This window comes from Pseudomonas sp. IAC-BECa141 (genome assembly GCF_020544405.1).
Lineage (GTDB): Bacteria > Pseudomonadota > Gammaproteobacteria > Pseudomonadales > Pseudomonadaceae > Aquipseudomonas.
The window spans coordinates 433,137-453,328 of sequence record NZ_CP065410.1 but is presented as its reverse complement, the minus strand read 5'-3'; the positions used below and the strand labels follow the sequence as shown (position 1 = coordinate 453,328).

At 61.6% G+C, this 20,192-nt stretch carries 16 protein-coding genes; 8 read left to right on the top strand and 8 right to left on the bottom strand.

Annotated features, from left to right (window positions below; all coding sequences use genetic code 11):
• Window positions 1-4: 4 nt before the first annotated feature.
• The 5 genes from pilQ to I5961_RS02030 are packed head-to-tail and all read right to left on the bottom strand — an operon-like array spanning window position 5 to window position 4,869.
• Window positions 5-2,083 (bottom strand): type IV pilus secretin PilQ, encoded by a 2,079-nt coding sequence (pilQ, locus tag I5961_RS02050; RefSeq protein ID WP_085698118.1) that lies wholly within the window; start codon window positions 2,081-2,083, stop codon window positions 5-7.
• 14 nt (window positions 2,084-2,097) lie between these two features.
• A complete protein-coding gene (locus I5961_RS02045; RefSeq protein ID WP_227234185.1) occupies window positions 2,098-2,622 on the bottom strand; it encodes a pilus assembly protein PilP in 525 nt (174 codons plus the stop codon).
• On the bottom strand, window positions 2,619-3,242 hold the full coding sequence (pilO, locus tag I5961_RS02040) for a type 4a pilus biogenesis protein PilO (protein ID WP_085698116.1): 624 nt from the start codon (window positions 3,240-3,242) through the stop codon (window positions 2,619-2,621). Before pilO ends, I5961_RS02045 begins: the two co-directional genes overlap by 4 nt.
• A complete protein-coding gene (locus tag I5961_RS02035) occupies window positions 3,239-3,805 on the bottom strand; it encodes a PilN domain-containing protein (RefSeq protein WP_085698115.1) in 567 nt (188 codons plus the stop codon). The genes pilO and I5961_RS02035 overlap by 4 nt, the downstream gene beginning before the upstream one ends.
• Window positions 3,805-4,869, bottom strand: a complete 1,065-nt coding sequence (locus I5961_RS02030; protein WP_007952389.1) for a pilus assembly protein PilM — start codon at window positions 4,867-4,869, stop codon at window positions 3,805-3,807. The genes I5961_RS02035 and I5961_RS02030 overlap by 1 nt, the downstream gene beginning before the upstream one ends.
• Window positions 4,870-5,087: 218 nt before the next feature.
• Here I5961_RS02030 and I5961_RS02025 point away from each other — a divergent pair, with 218 nt between their 5' ends.
• Window positions 5,088-7,532 carry a penicillin-binding protein 1A gene (locus tag I5961_RS02025; protein ID WP_371918985.1) on the top strand — a complete coding sequence of 815 codons (2,445 nt, stop codon included), beginning with the start codon at window positions 5,088-5,090 and terminating at the stop codon, window positions 7,530-7,532.
• 269 nt (window positions 7,533-7,801) lie between these two features.
• Here I5961_RS02025 and I5961_RS02020 read toward each other — a convergent pair whose 3' ends face one another.
• The 3 genes from I5961_RS02020 to rpmE all read right to left on the bottom strand — a co-directional run bounded on the left by I5961_RS02020 (window position 7,802) and on the right by rpmE (window position 10,297).
• Window positions 7,802-9,070, bottom strand: coding sequence for a malic enzyme-like NAD(P)-binding protein (locus I5961_RS02020; RefSeq protein ID WP_085698113.1), 1,269 nt, complete (start codon window positions 9,068-9,070; stop codon window positions 7,802-7,804).
• 184 nt (window positions 9,071-9,254) lie between these two features.
• Window positions 9,255-10,037, bottom strand: a complete 783-nt coding sequence (locus I5961_RS02015) for a thermonuclease family protein (RefSeq protein WP_227234183.1) — start codon at window positions 10,035-10,037, stop codon at window positions 9,255-9,257.
• A gap of 41 nt (window positions 10,038-10,078) precedes the next feature.
• Window positions 10,079-10,297: a 50S ribosomal protein L31 gene (rpmE, locus tag I5961_RS02010; RefSeq protein ID WP_085698111.1), complete on the bottom strand. Its 219-nt coding sequence runs from the start codon at window positions 10,295-10,297 to the stop codon at window positions 10,079-10,081.
• Between the two features lie 284 nt (window positions 10,298-10,581).
• Between rpmE and I5961_RS02005 the strand changes: the two genes are divergently transcribed.
• From I5961_RS02005 to phaC, 7 genes are all read left to right on the top strand, one after another.
• Window positions 10,582-12,801, top strand: coding sequence for a primosomal protein N' (locus I5961_RS02005; protein WP_085698110.1), 2,220 nt, complete (start codon window positions 10,582-10,584; stop codon window positions 12,799-12,801).
• A gap of 212 nt (window positions 12,802-13,013) precedes the next feature.
• Complete coding sequence (gene argS, locus I5961_RS02000; protein ID WP_085704997.1) at window positions 13,014-14,750, top strand: arginine--tRNA ligase; 1,737 nt, start codon at window positions 13,014-13,016, stop codon at window positions 14,748-14,750.
• 1 nt (window position 14,751) lies between these two features.
• Window positions 14,752-15,468, top strand: coding sequence for an SPOR domain-containing protein (locus tag I5961_RS01995; RefSeq protein ID WP_011332070.1), 717 nt, complete (start codon window positions 14,752-14,754; stop codon window positions 15,466-15,468).
• Between the two features lie 258 nt (window positions 15,469-15,726).
• Entirely contained in the window at window positions 15,727-16,257 is a 531-nt protein-coding gene (hslV, locus tag I5961_RS01990) for an ATP-dependent protease subunit HslV (protein WP_039772440.1), read from the top strand.
• Between the two features lie 55 nt (window positions 16,258-16,312).
• A complete protein-coding gene (hslU, locus tag I5961_RS01985; protein ID WP_085704930.1) occupies window positions 16,313-17,650 on the top strand; it encodes an ATP-dependent protease ATPase subunit HslU in 1,338 nt (445 codons plus the stop codon).
• A gap of 153 nt (window positions 17,651-17,803) precedes the next feature.
• Window positions 17,804-18,181 (top strand): gamma-butyrobetaine hydroxylase-like domain-containing protein, encoded by a 378-nt coding sequence (locus I5961_RS01980; protein ID WP_085698107.1) that lies wholly within the window; start codon window positions 17,804-17,806, stop codon window positions 18,179-18,181.
• Window positions 18,182-18,438: 257 nt separating this feature from the next.
• Entirely contained in the window at window positions 18,439-20,118 is a 1,680-nt protein-coding gene (phaC, locus tag I5961_RS01975) for a class II poly(R)-hydroxyalkanoic acid synthase (protein ID WP_085698106.1), read from the top strand.
• Window positions 20,119-20,192 lie beyond the last annotated feature (74 nt).

Here is a 20,192-nt window from a genome sequence, read left to right as displayed (position 1 = left end):
AGAATCAACGACTCACAGCAATCGCCTGGTTATTCATGATACGCGGAGTGAGAAATACCAGCAGCTCGGATTTTTTCTCCGAAACCACATCACGCCGGAAAAGGCGGCCAAGATACGGCACATCGCCAAGAAATGGCACCTTATCTACGACCTTGCTTTGAGTATTTGAGAAAACGCCCCCGATCACGATGGTCTCGCCGTCGTTCACCAGCACCTTGGCATTGACCTCGTTCTTCTTGATCGGCGGAACATCCTGCACTTTGTTCAGGTAATCCGGTTCGTCCTTGGTGACCTTCACCTCCATGATGATGCGGTTGTCCGGGGTGATCTGCGGCGTCACTTCCAGCGACAGCGACGCTTCCTTGAAGGACACCGACGTAGCGCCGCTGGAGCTGGCTTCCTGATACGGAATCTCGGTGCCCTTGAGGATTTTCGCGGTTTCCTTGTCGGAGGTGACCACCTTGGGCTGCGAGACGATTTCGCCGTTGCCGGTTTTCTCCATCGCGGTCAGCTCAAGGTCCAGCAAGACGTTGTCGGTGATGAATGCGATGCCGATCCCGGACGTGTTGTTGACTGTACCCATGTCGACGAACGGCGAGTTGGTGCTGGTGCTGCCCGGCGTGCCAATGGTGGTCGAAGAGCCGTTGCTGACCCCGGAAGTGTTCCAGTTGCCCTTGTTCTGGATCGAGCCGCCCCAGCGCACGCCCAGGCTCTTGTCGTAGTCGACGTTGGCCTCGACGATCCGCGCCTCGATCATCACCTGACGCACCGGAATATCCAGTTGCGCCACGATCCGCCGCAGCTCGTCGAGGCGATCCTGGGTCTGGTAGGCAATGATGTTGTTGGTCCGCTCATCGACGGTGATCGAACCCCGTTCGTCGACCTTGGCCTCGGCGCTGGTGACCGACTGGAACAGCTTGGCGATGTCCGCAGCCTTGGCGTAGTTCACTTGCAGCAGCTCGCGGCGCAACGGCGCCAGCTCAGCGATCTGTTTCTGCGACTCCAGTTCCTGCCGTTCCCGCGCTGCAATCTCATCTGCGGGCGCCACCAGCAACACGTTGCCGACCTTGCGCTTGTCCAGGCCTTTGGTCTTGAGCACCAGATCCAGCGCCTGATCCCACGGCACGTTCTGCAGGCGCAAGGTAATGCCGCCCTGCACCGTATCGCTGGCCACCAGATTGAGGTTGGTGAAATCGGCGATCAGTTGCAGCACCGAACGCACATCGATGTCCTGAAAGTTGAGCGAGAGCTTTTCGCCGCTGTAGCTGTTGCGGTCGGCGTTGCGCTTTTGCAGGTCATCGATGGTCAATGGGCGGATGCTGACGGTCAGCTTGTTGTCGGTCTGGTAAGTGGAATACTCGAACGTACCGCTGGGTTCGACGGTGATCGTCGCCCGATCACCGCTGACACCGGCATTGACGAACTGCACCGGGGTGGCGAAATCCTTGACGTCGAGGCGTACCCGCAGCGGTTCGGGCAATTGGGTACGGGCGAAATTGAGCATGATCTTGCCGTCGTGCTCCTGGATGTCCGGAGCGATGGCCGGGTCGGACAAATCGATGACCACATTGCCCTCGCCCGCCGTGCCACGCTGGAAATCCACGCCGCGAATGGCTCTGGCAGTCGGCGTAAACGTGCGGACTGGCGCGGCCACAGGTGCTGCGCGCGGTGCACGCGCCGCCGTACGCGGTGCAGCGACTTTGCTGCCTTGCCCGACCACCACGAACACCGTATTGCCTTCGACCCGGGTGTCGTAAGGTGCCAGTTGCGTCAGGCTGATGATCAGCCGCGTCCGGTTATTGGCCTCGACTACCGTGACCGTGCGGGCATTGCCGCTGCCCAGGTCGCGAGTCTTGCTCGTCAGCTGACTGGCCACCCCCGGCAGATCGAGGGCGATCCTTGCCGGCGAATCGGTGGTGTAGCCTTTAGGTTGCGGGGGCGGGCCGTCGAACGACAGCTTCAGCTCGACCCGGTCGCCCGGCAGTGCCGCGACGTCCAGCGCCTTCAGATTGGCTGCCTGTACCATCGGCGAAAGCAGCGCTATCCATAGCGAAAAACCGAGGGTGGAGAAAATCCTGTTCATTGTTCGACTTCCACTTATGAATGCTCTTTCAAAGGAATGGTGCGCGGCCGCTCAAGCCAGGCACCCTGGCCATCCGGAACGATTTCCACCACATCGACTTGTGAAGCACTGATGGCGACGATGCGCCCGTCGTTGCGGCCCAGATAATCGCCGACCTTGAGCCTGTGGACGCCACCCGCCCCACGCAGCAGGGCGAAGGAACCTGAGGCGTTGGCAATCGTGCCGACCATTTCGAATTGCTCGATGTTGAAGCCTTCGAGGTATTGCTTGACCCGGTGGGGATCGGGTTTTACGTCGCGCGAGCCATGTTTCTGCCCGGCCAGGTCGACCCGCAACTGGCGCGAAAACGGACTGCGCAGGTTGGCAGCGCTATAGGTGAACGTAGGGAAGGAGCGGAAGGTCGGGGTCGGCTCGATCTTGCCCGGCGGGCGCAGACGCACTTCATTCATATAAGCGTCGAGGTCGCTGAAGTCATCGCCGCCACAACCACCGAGCATCAATACCAATGCCGACAAGGCGATAAAACGGACCGGGCTCATTTCTGCAGCCCCTTGTCGTTATAGCGGTAGGTCTTGGCGAGGATGCTCATGCGCAACTTCGGTCCGCCTTCGGGATTGGCCGGCGCCAGCTCGAAATCGTGCAGGGTGACGATCCGTGGCAAACCGGCCACGCCGCTGACGAAAGTCGCGAGGTCGTGATAGGCACCGGTCACGGTGATCTGGATGGGCAGCTCGATGTAGAACTGCTGGGTGACCTCCGGCAGCAGCTTGATCTCCTCGAACTCAAGACCGCTGCCCAGCCCGGTGCGGGTGATGTCTTCCAGCAACCCCGGCACTTCGGTGTCACTGGGCAGTTGCCGCAACAGTACGCCGAACGAGTTTTCCATCTCTTTCATCTGTTGGGTGTACAGCTCCAGATTAGCCGCCATGCGCGCCTTGCTCGCGAACTGCTCCTTGAGAGTCGTCTCCTCCTCACGCTTGAGCTCGAGCTGGTTCTCCAGGTCACTGATGTAAAAGTTATAGCCAAGCGCCAGGACCAGCACCATCAACAGCCCGCCGGCCAGAGTTTTGACCACTGGCGGCCAGGAGCCGATGTTGCTGGTGTCCAGGTCGTTGAAATCGACATTGCGCAGGCTTTGCAGCCACTCGGACGGCTTCATTGCTCGCCCTCCTCGAGCCTGGGTCGAGTCTGGCGAACGGTCAGTTGAAAGACATTGGCCTGATCCACTTGGCCGGCGGTGGTGGCTTTCACTTCATTGAGGTTGGGCGCGTCGAACCAATCGGACGCGTCGAGGTTGCGCATCAGGTCGGATACGCGATTGTTGGACTCCGCTGCACCGCTGATCGACAGGGTCTTGCCGACCATTTTCACATCGGTGAAATACACCCCGTCAGGCAAGGTGCGCGCCAGCTGATCGAAGATCCGCCCGCTGATCTGCCGGTTGCCCTGCAAGTCCTGGATGATGCGCATGCGCTCCACCAGTTGCTGACGACGGGCCTTGAGCTCGCTGATCTGCTTGATCCGCTCGTCGATTACTTCGATCTGCTTGCCAATGTAGTCATTGCGCGCCACCTGCCGGGCGATGGCGGCGCTGATGATCTGATCGGCAATGAGCACTGCCCCCACCGAACCGACCACCACACCAATCAAGACCAGCAGGAAGCGTTTGCGCCGTTCTTCGCGGCGCTCTTCGCGCCAGGGTAAAAGGTTGATCCGCGCCATCAGTCGAAACTCCTGAGCGCAAGCCCGCAGGCAATCATCAGGGCCGGCGCATCGCTTGCCAGCGCCCCGGCGTTGACTTTGCTGCTCAAGGCCATGTCGGAAAACGGGTTGGCAACCTGGGTCGGGGTGTTCAGGCGCTCTTCGATCAGCCGGTCGAGCCCGGGCACCGACGCCGTGCCGCCGGCCAACAGTATGTGGTCGACGGCGTTGTACTGGCCGGAGGCGAAAAAGAACTGCAGGGAACGCGACACCTGCTGCACCAGCGCCTCGCGAAACGGTTGCAGCACCTCGCTGACGTAGTCGTCCGGCAGCCCACCCTGCTTCTTGGCGAGCCCCGCCTGCTCAAGGGTCAGACCATAACGGCGCTGGATTTCCTCGGTCAGTTGTCGACCACCGAACAATTGTTCGCGGGTGTAGATGATCCGGCCATTGTGCAGGACGCTGAGGGTGGTCATGGTGGCGCCGATGTCGACCACGGCCACGGTCAGCCGGTCCTGGGACGCGGCCAGTTGCGTGGCCAGCAGGCCGAACGAACGCTCCAGCGCATAGGCTTCGACATCCACCACCCGCGCGGTCAGCCCGGCCAGTGCGAGCGCCGCTTCGCGGACTTCGACGTTTTCCTTGCGACAGGCGGCCAGCAGTACGTTGACCCGCTCGGGGTTGCGCGGCGAGACGCCCTGGACTTCGAAGTCGATGGCGACCTCGTCCAGTGGATAGGGAATGTATTGATCGGCCTCGATCTTGAGCTGGTTTTCCAGTTCGTCGTCGGACAGCCCGGCGTCCATCTCGATAACCTTGGTGATCACCGCCGAACCGGCCACCGCCACTGCCACGGTTTTCAGCCCGGTGCGCGCCTTGACCAGGACCCGGGACAGGGCCTGGCCGACGCCCTCGAGCTCGGCGATGTTCTTTTCGACCACGGCACTCGCCGGCAACGGCTCCACCGCATACGCCTCGACCCGGTAGCGCTCCCCCTGACGACTCAGCTCCAGCAGCTTCACCGATGTGGAACTGATGTCGATCCCCAGTAACGTATTGGCCTTTTTATTGAAGAGTCCTAGCACTACCAATTCCCTATGACTATCCGTGAGTTACGGACTCTGTAATGCGCATTGCGTTCCCTCGCCCCGTCTTGACAGAAGCGCAAATGACGCCCTCAGCGGAAAAGTGCTTATAATGCCCAGCGTTTTTTTCCGCTTTTTACTGCCGGCGCGGGTCGTTCTGTGTTAACCGGAACCCTGTCGCCCAATTCATTCTTTGCCGTGGATGTCCAAAAGCCTTGATTCGTCTGCTGAAATTTTTCGGTTGGTCCATCGTCGCCGTTTTCTGCGGACTGCTTTTAGGTCTCAGCGGCGCGTTTCTTTACCTTAGTCCGGGTTTGCCATCTGTGGAGGCGCTGAGAAGCATTCAGTTGCAGATTCCGCTCCGGGTCTACAGCAGCGACAACAAGTTGATCGCAGAATTTGGCGAAATGCGCCGTACACCGATCCGTTTCGCCGACATTCCCCCCAATTTCATCAATGCGTTACTAAGTGCTGAAGACGACAACTTCGCCAATCACTACGGCGTCGATCCGAGCAGCCTGATGCGCGCCGCGACCCAACTGGTCAAAAGCGGGCACATCCAGTCCGGCGGCAGCACCATCACCATGCAGGTGGCGAAAAACTTTTTCCTGACCAGCGAACGCAGCTTCTCGCGCAAGACCACTGAAATCCTCCTGGCGCTGCAGATCGAACGACAGCTGACCAAGGACGAGATCCTCGAGCTGTACGTGAACAAGATCTATCTGGGCAACCGCGCCTACGGCATCGAGGCGGCGGCGCAGGTGTATTACGGCAAGTCGATCCGCGATGTCAGCCTGGCGCAGATGGCGATGATCGCCGGCCTGCCGAAAGCCCCGTCGCGCTTCAACCCGCTGGCCAACCCGGCGCGCAGCAAGGAGCGTCGCGACTGGATCCTTGGCCGCATGTACAAGCTCGGCAAGATCACCGAAGCCGACTACACCGCCGCGGTCAACGAGCCACTGAACGCCAGCTATCACGTGCCGACCCCGGAAGTGAACGCGCCGTATATCGCCGAAATGGCCCGTGCGGAAATGGTCGGCCGCTACGGCAGCGACGCGTACACCGAAGGTTTCCGCGTCACCACCACGGTGCCGAGCAACCTCCAGGAAATGGCCAACACCGCGCTGCACGAAGGCCTGATGACCTACGATCAGCGTCACGGCTACCGTGGCCCTGAATCGCGCCTGCCGGGCAAGACCCGCGAAGCCTGGGCCACCGAACTGACCAAGCAACGCACCATCAGCAGCCTTGAGCCGGCCATCGTCACCCAGGTCGACAAGAACGGCCTGCAGGTACTGACCCGCACCGGCGAAGAGCACGTGGCGTGGGACACCATGAAATGGGCCCGCCCGTTCCTCAATACCAACAGCATGGGCGCCAACCCGCGTCAGCCGTCGGATGTGGCGCAGGTCGGCGATCTGATTCGCGTGCAACGCCAGCCGAACAATTCGCTCAAGTTCAGCCAGATCCCACAGGCACAAGGCGCGCTGGTGTCGCTGGATCCGCAGAACGGCGCAATCCGTTCGCTGGTCGGCGGTTTCGCCTTCGAGCAGAGCAACTACAACCGCGCGATGCAGGCCAAGCGTCAGCCGGGCTCGAGCTTCAAGCCGTTCGTCTACAGCGCCGCGCTGGATAACGGCTACACCGCCGCCAGCCTGGTCAACGATGCGCCGATCGTGTTCGTCGACGAATACCTGGACAAGGTCTGGCGTCCGAAGAACGACACCAACACGTTCCTCGGCCCGATCCGTTTGCGTGAAGCGCTCTATAAGTCGCGCAACCTGGTTTCGATCCGCCTGCTGCAGGCGATGGGCGTAGGCAAGACCATCGACTACATCACCCGCTTCGGCTTCAACAAGCAGGACCTGCCGCCAAACCTTTCGCTGGCACTGGGCACCGCGACCCTGACGCCGATGGAAATCGCCACCGGCTGGAGCACCTTCGCCAACGGCGGTTACAAGATCACTCCGTACATCATCGACAAGATCGAAAGCCGCAACGGCGAGACGCTTTTCGTCGCCAACCCGCCGACCGTACCGCAGGGCGGCGCGGCCACCGACGGCATTGCGGCACCGGCGACCCAATCGATCACCGTCGACGCAGCACCGGTTCCGGGTGAAGCGCCGGGCAGCGCCGCTGTGCCGCAAGCACCGGCAGTCGCCGAGCGCATCGTCGATGGCCGTACCACCTACATCCTCAACAGCATGCTGCAGGACGTGATCAAGCTCGGCACCGGCCGTCGTGCACTGGCCATGGGCCGCAGCGACATCGCGGGCAAAACCGGTACCACCAACGAATCCAAGGATGCGTGGTTCTCCGGTTACAACGCCGATTACGTGACCACCGTGTGGACCGGTTTCGACCAGCCGGAAAGCCTCGGTCGCCGGGAGTTCGGCGGCACCGTGGCACTGCCGATCTGGATGAACTACATGAGCGCCGCGCTGAAGGACAAGCCGCCGCACGTCCAGCCAGAGCCGGAAGGCATCCTCAGCCTGCGGGTGGATCCGGTCAGCGGCCGTGCAGCCTCGCCGAGCACACCGGGTGCGTACTTCGAGCTGTTCAAGGCCGAGGACACGCCGCCGTCGGTCAACGAGATCGGCAATGGCACCGTGCCGGGCAGCCCGCTGCCGGCAGATGAGCAGGCGCCGATCGATCTGTTCTGATCCTGATCCTGAACCGCTAAAAAGCCCCGCCTTCGATTGAAGTGCGGGGCTTTTTATTGCCTGTTCATTTTGTGTTGTCCGGGCCCTCCTCTTCGCGGACAAGCCCGCTCCCGCAGTAACCGGGTGTACGCTCCATTTGTGAACGCCACAAAACTCTGTGGGAGCGGGCTTGCCCGCGAAGAGGCCCTTAAGATCACCCCAAAATCAACAGGCACAAAAAAACCCCGACTCTCACGAGCCGGGGCTTTCGGTTGATGCGCTACAACGACTTAGCCGTTGAACACGTCATCCACGCTTTTCAGCGGGTAGTTCTTCGGATACGGCAGGGTCGCCACACCGGTCTCGATCGCGGCCTTGGCCACAGCGTCGGAGACGACGGTGATCAGGCGTGCGTCCATCGGCTTCGGAATGATGTACTCACGGCCGAACTCCAGCGCATCAACGCCGTAGGCGGCGCAGACTTCCTTCGGCACCGGCAGCTTGGCCAGGTCCTTCAGGGCGTTGGCGGCAGCGATCTTCATTTCTTCGTTGATGCGCTTGGCGCGAACGTCCAGAGCACCACGGAAGATGAACGGGAAGCCCAGTACGTTGTTGACCTGGTTCGGGTAGTCCGAACGGCCGGTGGCCATGATCACGTCGTTACGGGTGGCGTGAGCCAGTTCCGGGGAGATTTCCGGATCAGGGTTGGAGCAAGCGAAGACGATCGGGTTGGCCGCCATGCGCTTGAGTTGCTCGGCGCTCAGCAGGTTCGGGCCCGACAGGCCGACGAATACGTCAGCGCCTTCGATGGCGTCGTCCAGGGTGCGCTTCTCGGTAGGATGAGCGAACACGGCCTTGTACTGGTTCAGGTCGTCACGGCCAGCGTGGATCACGCCGGTACGGTCAACCATGAAGATGTTCTCGACCTTGGCGCCCATGCTCACCAGCAATTTCATGCAGGAGATGGCGGCAGCGCCTGCGCCCAGGCAGACGATCTTGGCGTCGGCCAGGGTTTTGCCAGCGATTTCCAGAGCGTTGATCATGCCCGCAGCGGTCACGATCGCGGTGCCGTGCTGGTCATCGTGGAATACCGGAATGTCGCACTGCTCGATCAGAGCGCGTTCGATCTCAAAGCACTCGGGTGCCTTGATGTCTTCCAGGTTGATGCCGCCGAAAGTGATGGAAATGCGTTTTACGGTGTCGATGAAGGCTTGCGGGCTTTCGGAGTCGACTTCGATGTCGAAGACGTCGATGCCGGCGAAGCGCTTGAACAGCACGCCTTTACCTTCCATGACTGGCTTGGAAGCCAGTGGGCCGAGGTTACCCAGACCCAGAATCGCGGTGCCATCGGAAATGACTGCAACCAGGTTGCCCTTGCCGGTGTACTTGTAGGCCAGTTCAGGATCGCGGGCGATCTCGCGCACTGGTTCAGCTACGCCGGGGCTGTAGGCCAGCGACAGGTCGCGGGCGGTAGCAGTGGCCTTGGTGAGCTCGACACTCAGCTTCCCTGGACGAGGATTGGCATGATATTCGAGAGCGGCAGTTTTCAGATCAGACATTTTGGCATTCCGCTTTTTACTGTTGGACAGACTGGTCAGCGAGGATACGCGCCTCGCAAAGTCCCCACAAGACTGCCCGGTCACCCCTGTCAAGCGCCCTGCCCTACGACTTTGGGCCAAGAGCCACGGCGTACAAGGGCTGGACTGTTCACAATCGACAGAAAAAATGTCTACAACTTTTTACTCAACGGGACGGCTGAAGCATCGAAGGATCGGTCAACGGCAACAGCCAGCGCGCCTGACCTGAATTCAGCCCACCGCGCCGGGAACGGTCCACCACCCAGCCACGGGCCTCGATCTGCTTGCCCTTCAACGCCTGCAGAGCGGCGACATCGAAGCGATCCAGCAGATTGGGTGCAACGCGCAGTACAAGCTTGTCCTGCAACTCGATCCAGATTCCGCCACGATTGCGCTGAACCTTGCTCACACGACCACTGACCAGCGCGAAACCAGAGCGCTCGATCTGCTCTGCTTTCAGTACAGGTGAGCGCTTCCACAGGCCGAGCCCGGCCTGTCGCGCACGGCGCTCGGCAGCTTGCTGGCAATCGATCAGATCGACATTCGGCGCCACCGCGACCTGGAAACCGAGACCATCGGCGAGCATTTGCGCTTCGAGGTTCTCACCCTTGGCGCTGAAAACGTGGGCCAGGGTTCGGCCGTAATGGTCTTTGGGCTGGGTGCCAAGGTGCAGACCAACCCGCCCGTCGCTCTCGGCGACCAGCGCTTCGAGACGCTTGCGCGCAGCCACTGCAAACGGCTCGTCGCTACGACCCTGCTTGCCGAGTTCGGGCGTATTAAGGCCGATCATCCGCACATTGCGCCCGTCGCTCAGGCGCAGGGTGTCGCCGTCGACCACCCGCTGCACCGTGGCACCGTCCAGACCAGACGGTGCCGGGCAGAAGGCCTGGGCGGCGGAGAGCCAAATCGCGGACACAAAAAAGGCGCCCGCAAGGGACGCCTTTTTCATCAGACCGGAAAATCCGCTGAGGTTTTCCAGAATGAAGGGCCTTAGGCCTTTTTCGCGCCGAAAGCACCGAAACGGTCGGCGAACTTCTGAACGCGACCACCGGTGTCCAGAGTCTTCTGCTTACCGGTGTAGAACGGGTGGCACTCGTTGCAAACGTCGACCGCCAGGGCTTTGCCGAAGGTCGAACGGGTTTCGAACTTGTTGCCGCAGCTGCAAGTTACTGCAACTACTGGGTAATTCGGGTGGATATCGGCTTTCATGGTTTTTTCCTCAGCTGGCGTGCCGCCATCCAACACGATTGTTGAATACCGCACGTAATTAGGCCGCGGATTCTACCAGACAATCCCGATCACGCAAGCTGTCACTGAGACCGACCGTCTGCTAGGCTCCCGGCCCATTGCGCGATCCCTGTGGGAGCGAGCTTGCTCGCGAAGGCGATCTGTCAGCAACATATCAGCCGCCTGACGCACCGTTTTCGCGAGCAGCCTCGCTCCCACAGATTGAATACCAATCCCTTTTATCGTTGCTATCGAGAATCCCCCGCGTGCCCGACGCTATTCTGCGCCTCGCCCTGCCTTCGCCCCTGCGCCGCCTGTTCGACTATCGGGCCCCGGCCGGCGTGCTGCGTTCGCAGTTGCAACCGGGCATGCGCCTGCGGGTGCCGTTTGGCCGGCGGGAGATGATCGGGATTCTGGTGGAGGTCACTGACACCAGCGAAGTCCCGTTGGAGAAGCTCAAACCGGCGCTCGCCCTGCTCGACGCCACCGCACCGCTGCCGCCGGCGCTGTTCAAGCTTTGCCTGTGGACCGCCCAGTATTATCAGCACAGCCTCGGCGATACCCTGAGCTGGGCGCTGCCGGTGCTGCTGCGTCAGGGCGAACTGGCCGAGGCCCGTCAGGAACGTTTCTGGTCGGCGGCTCCCGGCGCCAGCCTTGATGACCCGCGCATCGCCCGCGCCCCGCGCCAGCGTGAAGCCCTGGCGACGCTGGCCCAGCACCCTCATGGCGTCGCCCATCAGTTGCTGAGCAAACTGATGCTGAGCAAAGACAGCCTCGATCTGCTGCTGGCCAAGGATCTGGTGCAGGTCGAAGTGCGCCGCCACGCCCCCGGCGCGCGCCACGAACACTGGCTGGCCCAGCCCGAACTGCCGCTCAACGGCGAGCAGCGCGCCGCCTATGAAGCGATTCGCGCCGGGTTCGACAGTTATCACGCGTTCCTGCTGGCCGGGGTAACCGGCAGCGGCAAGACCGAAGTCTATTTGCAGTTGATCCGCGAAACCCTCGAGGCCGGCAAACAGGCGCTGGTGCTGATACCGGAGATCAACCTCGGCCCGCAGACCCTCGCCCGTTTCGAACAACGTTTCAACGCGCGCATCGCCCTGCTGCACTCGGCGGTCAACGATCGTGATCGTCTGGATGCCTGGCTTGCCGCCCGCGATGGCGAGGCCGACATTATTATCGGCACCCGCTCGGCGCTGTTCACCCCGATGAAGAATCCGGGGCTGATCATCATCGACGAAGAACACGACGGTTCCTATAAACAGCAGGAAGGCCTGCGCTACCACGCGCGGGATCTGGCGCTGGTACGGGCGCGCCAGGAAAACATCCCGATCGTGCTCGGTTCCGCCACGCCATCGCTGGAAAGCCTGCACAACGCCTACACCGGTCGCTACGGACTGCTGCGAATGAACGAACGCGCTGGCGGTGCCAAGCCGCCACGATTCCTGCGCCTGGATGTAAAAAGTCGCCCGCTGGACAGTGGTATTTCCGGACCGATGCAACAAGCCATCGGCCAGACCCTCGCCGCCGGCCAGCAGGTATTGGTGTTCCTCAACCGCCGCGGGTTTGCCCCGACCTTGCTGTGCCACGACTGCGGCTGGATGTCCGAGTGCCAGCGCTGTGATGCGCGGATGACCGTGCATCAGCGCTATGGCGAATTGCGCTGCCACCATTGCGGTTACGTCGAGCGAGTGCCGCGCCAATGCCCGAAGTGCAACAAGGTCGATCTGCGGCCGGTGGGCGCCGGCACCGAGCGCGCCGAAGAACGGCTGGCGATTCTGTTCCCGGACTATCCGGTGCTGCGCGTCGACCGGGACAGCACCTCGCGCAAGGACGCGATGAACCAGTTGTTCGCCACCATCCAGAAAGGCCAGCCGTGCATTCTGGTCGGCACCCAGATGTTGGCCAAGGGTCACCACTTCCCGCGCGTCACTCTGGTGTCGATCCTCGATGCCGACGGCGGGCTGTTCTCCGGCGACTTCCGCGCCAGCGAGCGCATGGCGCAGTTGATTGTGCAGGTTGCCGGACGTGCCGGGCGGGCGGAGGAACCGGGCAAGGTGATCATCCAGACCCACCTGGCCGACCATCCTTTATTGGTGCAACTGACCGAGCAGGGTTACTTCGCCTTCGCCGAGCAGGCCCTGAGCGAACGCCGCGCCGCCGGCCTGCCGCCGTTCGCGCATCTGGCCCTCTTGCGCGCCGAAGCGCACAAGCCGGGGCAGGCCGAAGGCTTTCTTGATGAAGCGTGCAGCGAGGCCGAGCGTTTGCTGGCCGAACAGAACCTGAGCGGGATCGAACTGCTGGGACCGGTGCCAGCGCCAATGGAGCGCCGCGCCGGGCGCTTCCGCGCGCAGCTGCTGTTGCAGGCCACGGCCCGGGCGCCGCTGCACCGATTGCTGGCGAGCTGGCTGCTGGTGCTGGAACAGATGCCAAGCGGCAGGGCGGTGCGCTGGTCGCTGGATGTCGACCCCGTCGACTTGTATTGATTGATCGATTGCTATCGCTGGCAAGCCAGCTCCCACAGGGAAATTGCATCGCTCTTGTGGGAGCTGGCTTGCCAGCGATGGCTGACGAATTGTCACCACACATCCACATCCTGCCTGCTAAGGTTGGCAAGCCCGTCTTCGCAACGGATAATGCCCAGTTTTTCCACCCGCGCATCGATGCGCCGCCGCGCTTGCGGTCGAAAGAGAAGACCATGAAAGACACCATTCGCCAGCTGATCCAACAAGCCCTCACCCAACTCGTCAACGAAGGTGTGTTGCCTGAAGGCCTGACGCCGGCGATCCAGGTGGAAAACGCCCGGGACAAGACCCACGGCGACTTCGCCAGCAACATCGCGATGATGCTGGCCAAGCCTGCGGGCATGAAGCCGCGTGACCTGGCAGAAAAAATCATCGCCGCCCTGCCGGCCGACGAGAACGTCACCAAGGCCGAAATCGCCGGCCCTGGTTTCATCAATTTCTTCCAGAACACCCAGGCGCTGGCCTCGCGCCTCGACGCCGCCCTGGCCGATGATCACGTCGGCGTGCGCAAGGCCGGCCCGGCGCAACGCACGGTGGTCGACCTGTCGGCACCGAACCTGGCCAAAGAGATGCACGTCGGTCACCTGCGCTCGACCATCATCGGCGACGGCGTGGCCCGTGTGCTCGAATTCCTCGGTGATACCGTGATCCGCCAGAACCACGTCGGTGACTGGGGCACCCAGTTCGGCATGCTGATGGCGTACCTGCAGGAAAACCCGATCACCAGCGACGAGCTGTCGGACCTGGAAAACTTCTACCGCGCCGCCAAGCAGCGCTTCGACGAGTCCCCGGAATTCGCCGACCGCGCCCGTGGCCTGGTGGTCAAGCTGCAGGCCGGCGATGCCGAGTGCCTGGCGCTGTGGACCAAGTTCAAGGACATCTCGCTGTCGCACTGCCAGAAGATCTACGAACTGCTCAACGTCAAATTGACCATGGCCGACGTGATGGGCGAAAGCGCCTACAACGACGACCTGATCAACGTGGTCAACGACCTGAAAGCCGCCGGCATGCTGGTCGAAAGCAACGGCGCCCAGTGCGTGTTCCTCGACGAATTCAAGAACGCCGAAGGCGAGCCGCTGCCGGTGATCATCGTCAAGGCCGACGGCGGCTACCTGTACGCCACCACCGACCTGGCCGCCGTGCGCTACCGCAGCGGCAAACTCAAGGCCGACCGTGCGCTGTACTTCGTCGACCAGCGTCAGGCCCTGCACTTCCAGCAAGTGTTCGCCGTGGCGCGCAAGGCCGGTTTCGTGACCCATCCGATGGAAATGGAGCACATGGGCTTCGGCACCATGAACGGCGCCGACGGCCGTCCGTTCAAGACCCGTGACGGCGGCACCGTGAAGCTGATCGACCTGCTGACCGAAGCGCAGGAACGTGCCTACAACCTGGTAAAGGAAAAGAACCCGACGCTGGCCGAAGACGAACTTCGCTCGATCGCCAAAGTGGTCGGCATCGGCGCGGTGAAATACGCCGACCTGTCGAAGCACCGCACCAGCGACTACAGCTTCAACTTCGACCTGATGCTCAACTTCGAAGGCAACACCGCGCCGTATCTGCTGTACGCCTACACCCGCGTGGCCGGCGTGTTCCGCAAACTGGGCAAGGATTTCAGCGAAGTCGACGGCCAGATCGTCCTCGAAGCGGCGCACGAGCAGGAACTGGCGGCCAAACTGGCGCAGTTCGGTGAAGTGCTGAACAACGTTGCGGAAAAGGGCACGCCACACACTCTGTGCACCTACCTGTACGATGTTGCCGGCCTGTTCTCCAGCTTCTACGAGAACTGCCCGATCCTCGCCGCCGAAACTCCGGCACAAATGCAAAGCCGTCTGCGCCTTGCCGCGCTGACCGGCCGTACCCTCAAGCAAGGCCTGGAACTGCTCGGCCTGGAAACCCTGGAGCGCATGTAAGTTGGCTGCCAAGAAAAAACCTGCACCCAAGCGTGGCGCCAGCCGTTACCAAGCTCCAGCGAAGCAGCCGATTCCGGGCTGGCTGTGGATGGCCATCGGCCTGACGGTCGGCGCGTTCATCGTGTTCCTGATGAAACTGGAGCCGGGCAAGGGCAGCGACACGGTCAAGCGCGAGAAAATCGAGCAACAGCAACAACAGAAAGCCACCAAGATCGCCGAGGCCAACAAGACCCCGCCGAGCCCGACGCAACCGGTGAAGCCGAAGTACGACTTCTACACCCTGCTGCCGGAATCGGAAGTGATCGTGCCGCCGGACGCGGTGCCGGAGAAAACCCTGCCGACGCCACAAGTGCCGGCGATCCCGACCACGCCGGTGACCCCGGCCGAAGCGGCGAAGATCGACACGGCGCGCGCGCAGGCGGCACTGGCCGGGATCACGCCGCCGCCAGCGCCACCGGTGACCAAGGCTGCACCGGTGACCAAATTCTTCCTGCAGGCCGGCTCGTTCCGCAAAGAGACGGATGCCGACAAGGTCCGCGCGCAGATCATTCTGCTCGGCCAGGCGGTCGCGGTTGAATCCGGGACCGTGAAGGATGAAACCTGGTACCGCGTACTGGTCGGCCCGTTCAGCAACCGCGAACAACTGACCACCGCCCAGAAACAACTGGCGGGCGCGGGCTTCAGCAACCTGTTGTTACAACAACGCCAGAGCCGCTGACAACTCCCCACTGACCGTTCCCACGCTCTGCGTGGGAATGCAGCCCGGGACGCTCCGCGTCCCTTGCCGCAGGGACGCGGAGCGTCCGTTGAGGCATTCCCAAGCGGAAGGTGGGAACGGTCACGTTGCTTTGCGTGGGAACGACCCCGCGCAAACCACCGCTCGTCCCCTCTCCCGCCCCGCAGTTGAAATCCTCTCCACCACCCCCATATGAATGGGCATAAGGCATTTTCGCCCCGCAGTGTGGAGACTCTTCCCTTGACCACCATCGTTTCAGTCCGCCGCCACGGCAAAGTCGTCATGGGCGGCGACGGCCAGGTTTCTCTCGGCAACACCGTGATGAAAGGCAACGCGAAGAAAGTTCGTCGCTTGTACCACGGTGAAGTCATTGCCGGATTCGCCGGTGCCACCGCCGACGCCTTCACCCTGTTCGAACGTTTCGAAGGCCAGCTCGAGAAACATCAGGGCCACCTGATCCGCGCTGCCGTCGAACTCGCCAAAGAATGGCGCACCGACCGCTCCCTGAGCCGCCTCGAAGCGATGCTTGCGGTCGCCAACAAGGACGCATCCCTGATCATCACCGGCAACGGTGACGTGGTCGAACCCGAGGACGGCCTGATCGCCATGGGTTCCGGTGGCGCCTATGCGCAAGCCGCCGCCAGCGCCCTGCTGAAGAAGACCGACCTGTCGGCCCGCGAAATCGTCGAGACCGCTCTCGGCATCGCCGGCGACATCTGTGTATTCACCAACCACACCCAGACCATTGAGGAGCAGGATCTCGCTGAATAAGCCTGACGCGGCCCCTGTGCCACGGCTTGTTTCTGCTTGAGGACCGTCAATTATTATGTCCATGACTCCCCGCGAAATCGTCCACGAACTCAACCGCCACATCATCGGCCAGGACGATGCCAAGCGCGCTGTCGCGATTGCCCTGCGCAACCGCTGGCGCCGCATGCAGCTGCCTGAAGAGCTGCGCGTTGAAGTGACCCCGAAGAACATCCTGATGATCGGCCCGACCGGTGTCGGTAAAACCGAAATCGCCCGTCGCCTGGCCAAGCTGGCCAACGCACCGTTCATCAAGGTCGAAGCGACCAAGTTCACCGAAGTCGGCTACGTCGGCCGTGACGTCGAATCGATCATCCGTGATCTGGCCGATGCCGCAATCAAGATGCTGCGCGAGCAGGAAATGACCCGCGTTCGTCACCGCGCCGAAGACGCCGCCGAGGACCGTATCCTCGACGCCCTGCTGCCACCTGCACGCATGGGCTTCGGCAACGAAGAAGCGCCGACCCAGGATTCCAACACTCGCCAACTGTTCCGCAAGCGCCTGCGCGAAGGTCAGCTGGACGACAAGGAAATCGAGATCGAAGTCGCCGAAATGGCCGGCATCGAAATCGCCACGCCTCCGGGCATGGAAGAAATGACCAACCAGTTGCAGAACCTGTTCGCCAACATGGGCAAGGGCAAGAAGAAGGCCCGCAAGCTCAAGGTCAAGGAAGCGCTGAAACTGGTGCGCGATGAAGAAGCCGGTCGTCTGGTCAACGAAGAAGAGTTGAAGGCCAAGGCCCTGGAAGCGGTCGAGCAGCACGGCATCGTGTTCATCGACGAAATCGACAAGGTCGCCAAGCGCGGCAATGTCGGTGGTGCCGATGTATCCCGCGAAGGCGTGCAACGTGACCTGCTGCCGCTGATCGAAGGCTGCACCGTCAACACCAAGCTGGGCATGGTCAAGACCGACCACATCCTGTTCATCGCCTCCGGTGCTTTCCACCTGAGCAAGCCGAGCGATCTGGTGCCGGAGCTGCAAGGCCGTCTGCCGATCCGCGTTGAACTCAAGGCCCTGAGCCCGCAGGATTTCGAACGCATCCTCAGTGAACCGCACGCCTCGCTCACCGAGCAATACTGCGCGCTGCTGAAAACCGAAGGCCTGAACATCCAGTTCCAGCCCGAAGGCATCAAGCGTCTGGCGGAGATCGCCTGGCAGGTCAACGAGAAGACCGAGAACATCGGAGCCCGTCGCCTGCACACGCTGCTCGAGCGTCTGCTGGAAGAGGTGTCGTTCAGTGCTGGCGATCTGGCCAGCGCCCACGATGACACGGCGATCCAGATCGACGCCGAGTACGTCAACAGCCACCTGGGCGAATTGGCGCAGAACGAAGACCTGTCCCGTTATATCCTGTAAGCCATACTTACAGTAGTAGCGGACCCTGTGGGAGCGAGCTTGCTCGCGAAGAGGCCGTGTCAGTCGATATCAATGTTGTCTGACACACCGCTTTCGCGAGCAAGCTCGCTCCCACATTTGCTTAAGGGTCGCCCACACTTCGGACGCCAGCCCATGACCCAACTCCCCACCGACATCAAACTGCACAAAGCCTCGAAAACCCTGTCGCTCAAATACGCGTCCGGCGAGGAATACACCCTGCCCGCCGAATTCCTGCGCGTGCACTCCCCCTCCGCCGAGGTCCAGGGCCACGGCAAACCGATCCTGCAATTCGGCAAACTGCACGTCGGCCTGACCAAGGTAGAACCGGCCGGTCAGTACGCACTGAAACTGACCTTCGACGACGGTCACGACAGCGGTCTGTTCACCTGGGATTACCTGTACGAGCTGGGGCGACGTTATGACGCACTCTGGGCGGATTATCTGGCCGAACTCAAAGCCGCCGGCAAAACCCGCGACCCGGATCAGTCCGTCGTCAAGCTGATGCTCTAGTCCGCGGCTCGGACTGTTTAGAGGGCATTTTCTAGATTCATCTGTTTGAATGCTCCGCTAAAGCGGCCCGGGATCGGCTGCTTGCGAAAAAAATCAATCTCGGGTAACCAATGGAACTGGCAAGTTCCCTGCAGTGCTCTACGACTGTAAAGCAGCTATGCAGAATCAACGGTCACCCGAGCAGTAGTACCTGGCATTGGCTGTGGAACTGCACAGCAGAAACCGGGTACTCGTCTCAGGACAATGGAGCGTCGTAGATGAGTAACAAGAATAACGATGATTTGAAGTACCAGGCCTCGGAGAACACCCTGGGGCTGAATCCTGTCGTTGGGCTTCGCGGAAAGGATCTGCTGGCCTCTGCTCGAATGGTGCTGACCCAGGCCATCAAACAACCGATCCATAGCGTCACGCACGTCACCCGGTTCGGCCTCGAACTGAAGAACGTGCTGTTCGGCAAATCGGAACTGCAACCGGCGGGCGATGACCGTCGCTTTGTCGATCCGGCGTGGAGCCAGAACCCGCTGTACAAACGTTATCTGCAGACTTATCTGGCATGGCGCAAGGAACTCCATGCCTGGATCGACGACAGCAGCCTCTCGCCCAAGGACATCGCGCGTGGCCACTTCGTGATCAACCTGATGACCGAAGCCATGGCGCCGACCAACAGCATGGCCAACCCGGCGGCGGTCAAACGCTTCTTCGAGACCGGCGGCAAGAGCCTGCTCGACGGTCTCTCGCATCTGGCCAAGGATCTGGTGCACAACGGCGGCATGCCGAGCCAGGTCAACATGGGCGCGTTCGAGGTCGGCAAGAGCCTGGGCGTGACCGAAGGCGCGGTGGTATTTCGCAACGACGTGCTGGAACTGATCCAGTACAAGCCGATCACCGAGCAAGTGCACGAGCGCCCGCTGCTGGTGGTGCCGCCGCAGATCAACAAGTTCTACGTCTTCGATCTGAGCCCGGACAAGAGCCTGGCGCGTTTCTGCCTGCGCAACAATGTGCAGACCTTCATCGTCAGCTGGCGCAACCCGACCAAGGAACAGCGCGAGTGGGGCCTCTCGACTTACATCGAAGCTCTGAAGGAAGCGGTTGACGTGGTCACCGCGATCACCGGCAGCAAGGACGTCAACATGCTCGGCGCCTGCTCCGGCGGCATCACCTGCACCGCCCTGCTCGGCCACTATGCGGCGACGGGTGAGAACAAGGTCAATGCCCTGACCCTGCTGGTCAGCGTGCTCGATACCACGCTCGACAGCGACGTCGCGTTGTTCGTCGACGAGCAGACGCTGGAAATGGCCAAGCGGCACTCCTATCAGGCCGGTGTGCTTGAAGGCAAAGACATGGCCAAGGTCTTCGCCTGGATGCGCCCCAACGATCTGATCTGGAACTACTGGGTCAACAACTACCTGCTGGGCAACGAGCCGCCGGTGTTCGACATCCTGTTCTGGAACAACGATACGACTCGACTGCCGGCCGCGTTCCACGGCGACCTGATCGAGATGTTCAAAAACAATCCATTGACCCGCCCCGATGCACTGGAAGTGTGCGGCACGCCGATCGACCTCAAGAAGGTCACGGCCGACATCTTCTCGCTGGCCGGCACCAACGACCACATCACGCCGTGGAAGTCCTGCTACAAGTCGGCGCAGCTGTTTGGCGGCAAGGTGGAGTTCGTGCTGTCCAGCAGCGGACATATCCAGAGCATTCTGAACCCGCCGGGCAACCCGAAATCGCGCTACATGACCAGCGACGAAATGACCGCCAATGCCGATGACTGGCAGGAAAATTCGACCAAGCATGCCGATTCCTGGTGGCTGCACTGGCAAGCCTGGCAGGCGGCACGTTCGGGCGAATTGAAAAAGGCACCGACGAAGCTGGGCAACAAGGCGTTCCCGGCAGGCGAAGCGTCGCCGGGCACTTACGTTCACGAGCGGTAACCGACATCTGTGGGAGCGAGCTTGCTCCGGGCGGCGTTCCGACGAAGGCGGACTGACATTCAACATTGAAGTCG

Coding starts and splice junctions, on each gene's coding strand:
- phaC (WP_085698106.1), top strand. CDS start 18,439: ATGAGTAACAAGAATAACGATGATTTGAAGTACCAGGCCTCGGAGAAC.
- rpmE (WP_085698111.1), bottom strand. CDS start 10,297: ATGAAAGCCGATATCCACCCGAATTACCCAGTAGTTGCAGTAACTTGC.
- I5961_RS01980 (WP_085698107.1), top strand. CDS start 17,804: ATGACCCAACTCCCCACCGACATCAAACTGCACAAAGCCTCGAAAACC.
- pilO (WP_085698116.1), bottom strand. CDS start 3,242: ATGAAGCCGTCCGAGTGGCTGCAAAGCCTGCGCAATGTCGATTTCAAC.
- pilQ (WP_085698118.1), bottom strand. CDS start 2,083: ATGAACAGGATTTTCTCCACCCTCGGTTTTTCGCTATGGATAGCGCTG.
- I5961_RS02045 (WP_227234185.1), bottom strand. CDS start 2,622: ATGAGCCCGGTCCGTTTTATCGCCTTGTCGGCATTGGTATTGATGCTC.
- argS (WP_085704997.1), top strand. CDS start 13,014: ATGAAAGACACCATTCGCCAGCTGATCCAACAAGCCCTCACCCAACTC.
- hslU (WP_085704930.1), top strand. CDS start 16,313: ATGTCCATGACTCCCCGCGAAATCGTCCACGAACTCAACCGCCACATC.
- I5961_RS02015 (WP_227234183.1), bottom strand. CDS start 10,037: ATGAAAAAGGCGTCCCTTGCGGGCGCCTTTTTTGTGTCCGCGATTTGG.
- I5961_RS02035 (WP_085698115.1), bottom strand. CDS start 3,805: ATGGCGCGGATCAACCTTTTACCCTGGCGCGAAGAGCGCCGCGAAGAA.
- I5961_RS02020 (WP_085698113.1), bottom strand. CDS start 9,070: ATGTCTGATCTGAAAACTGCCGCTCTCGAATATCATGCCAATCCTCGT.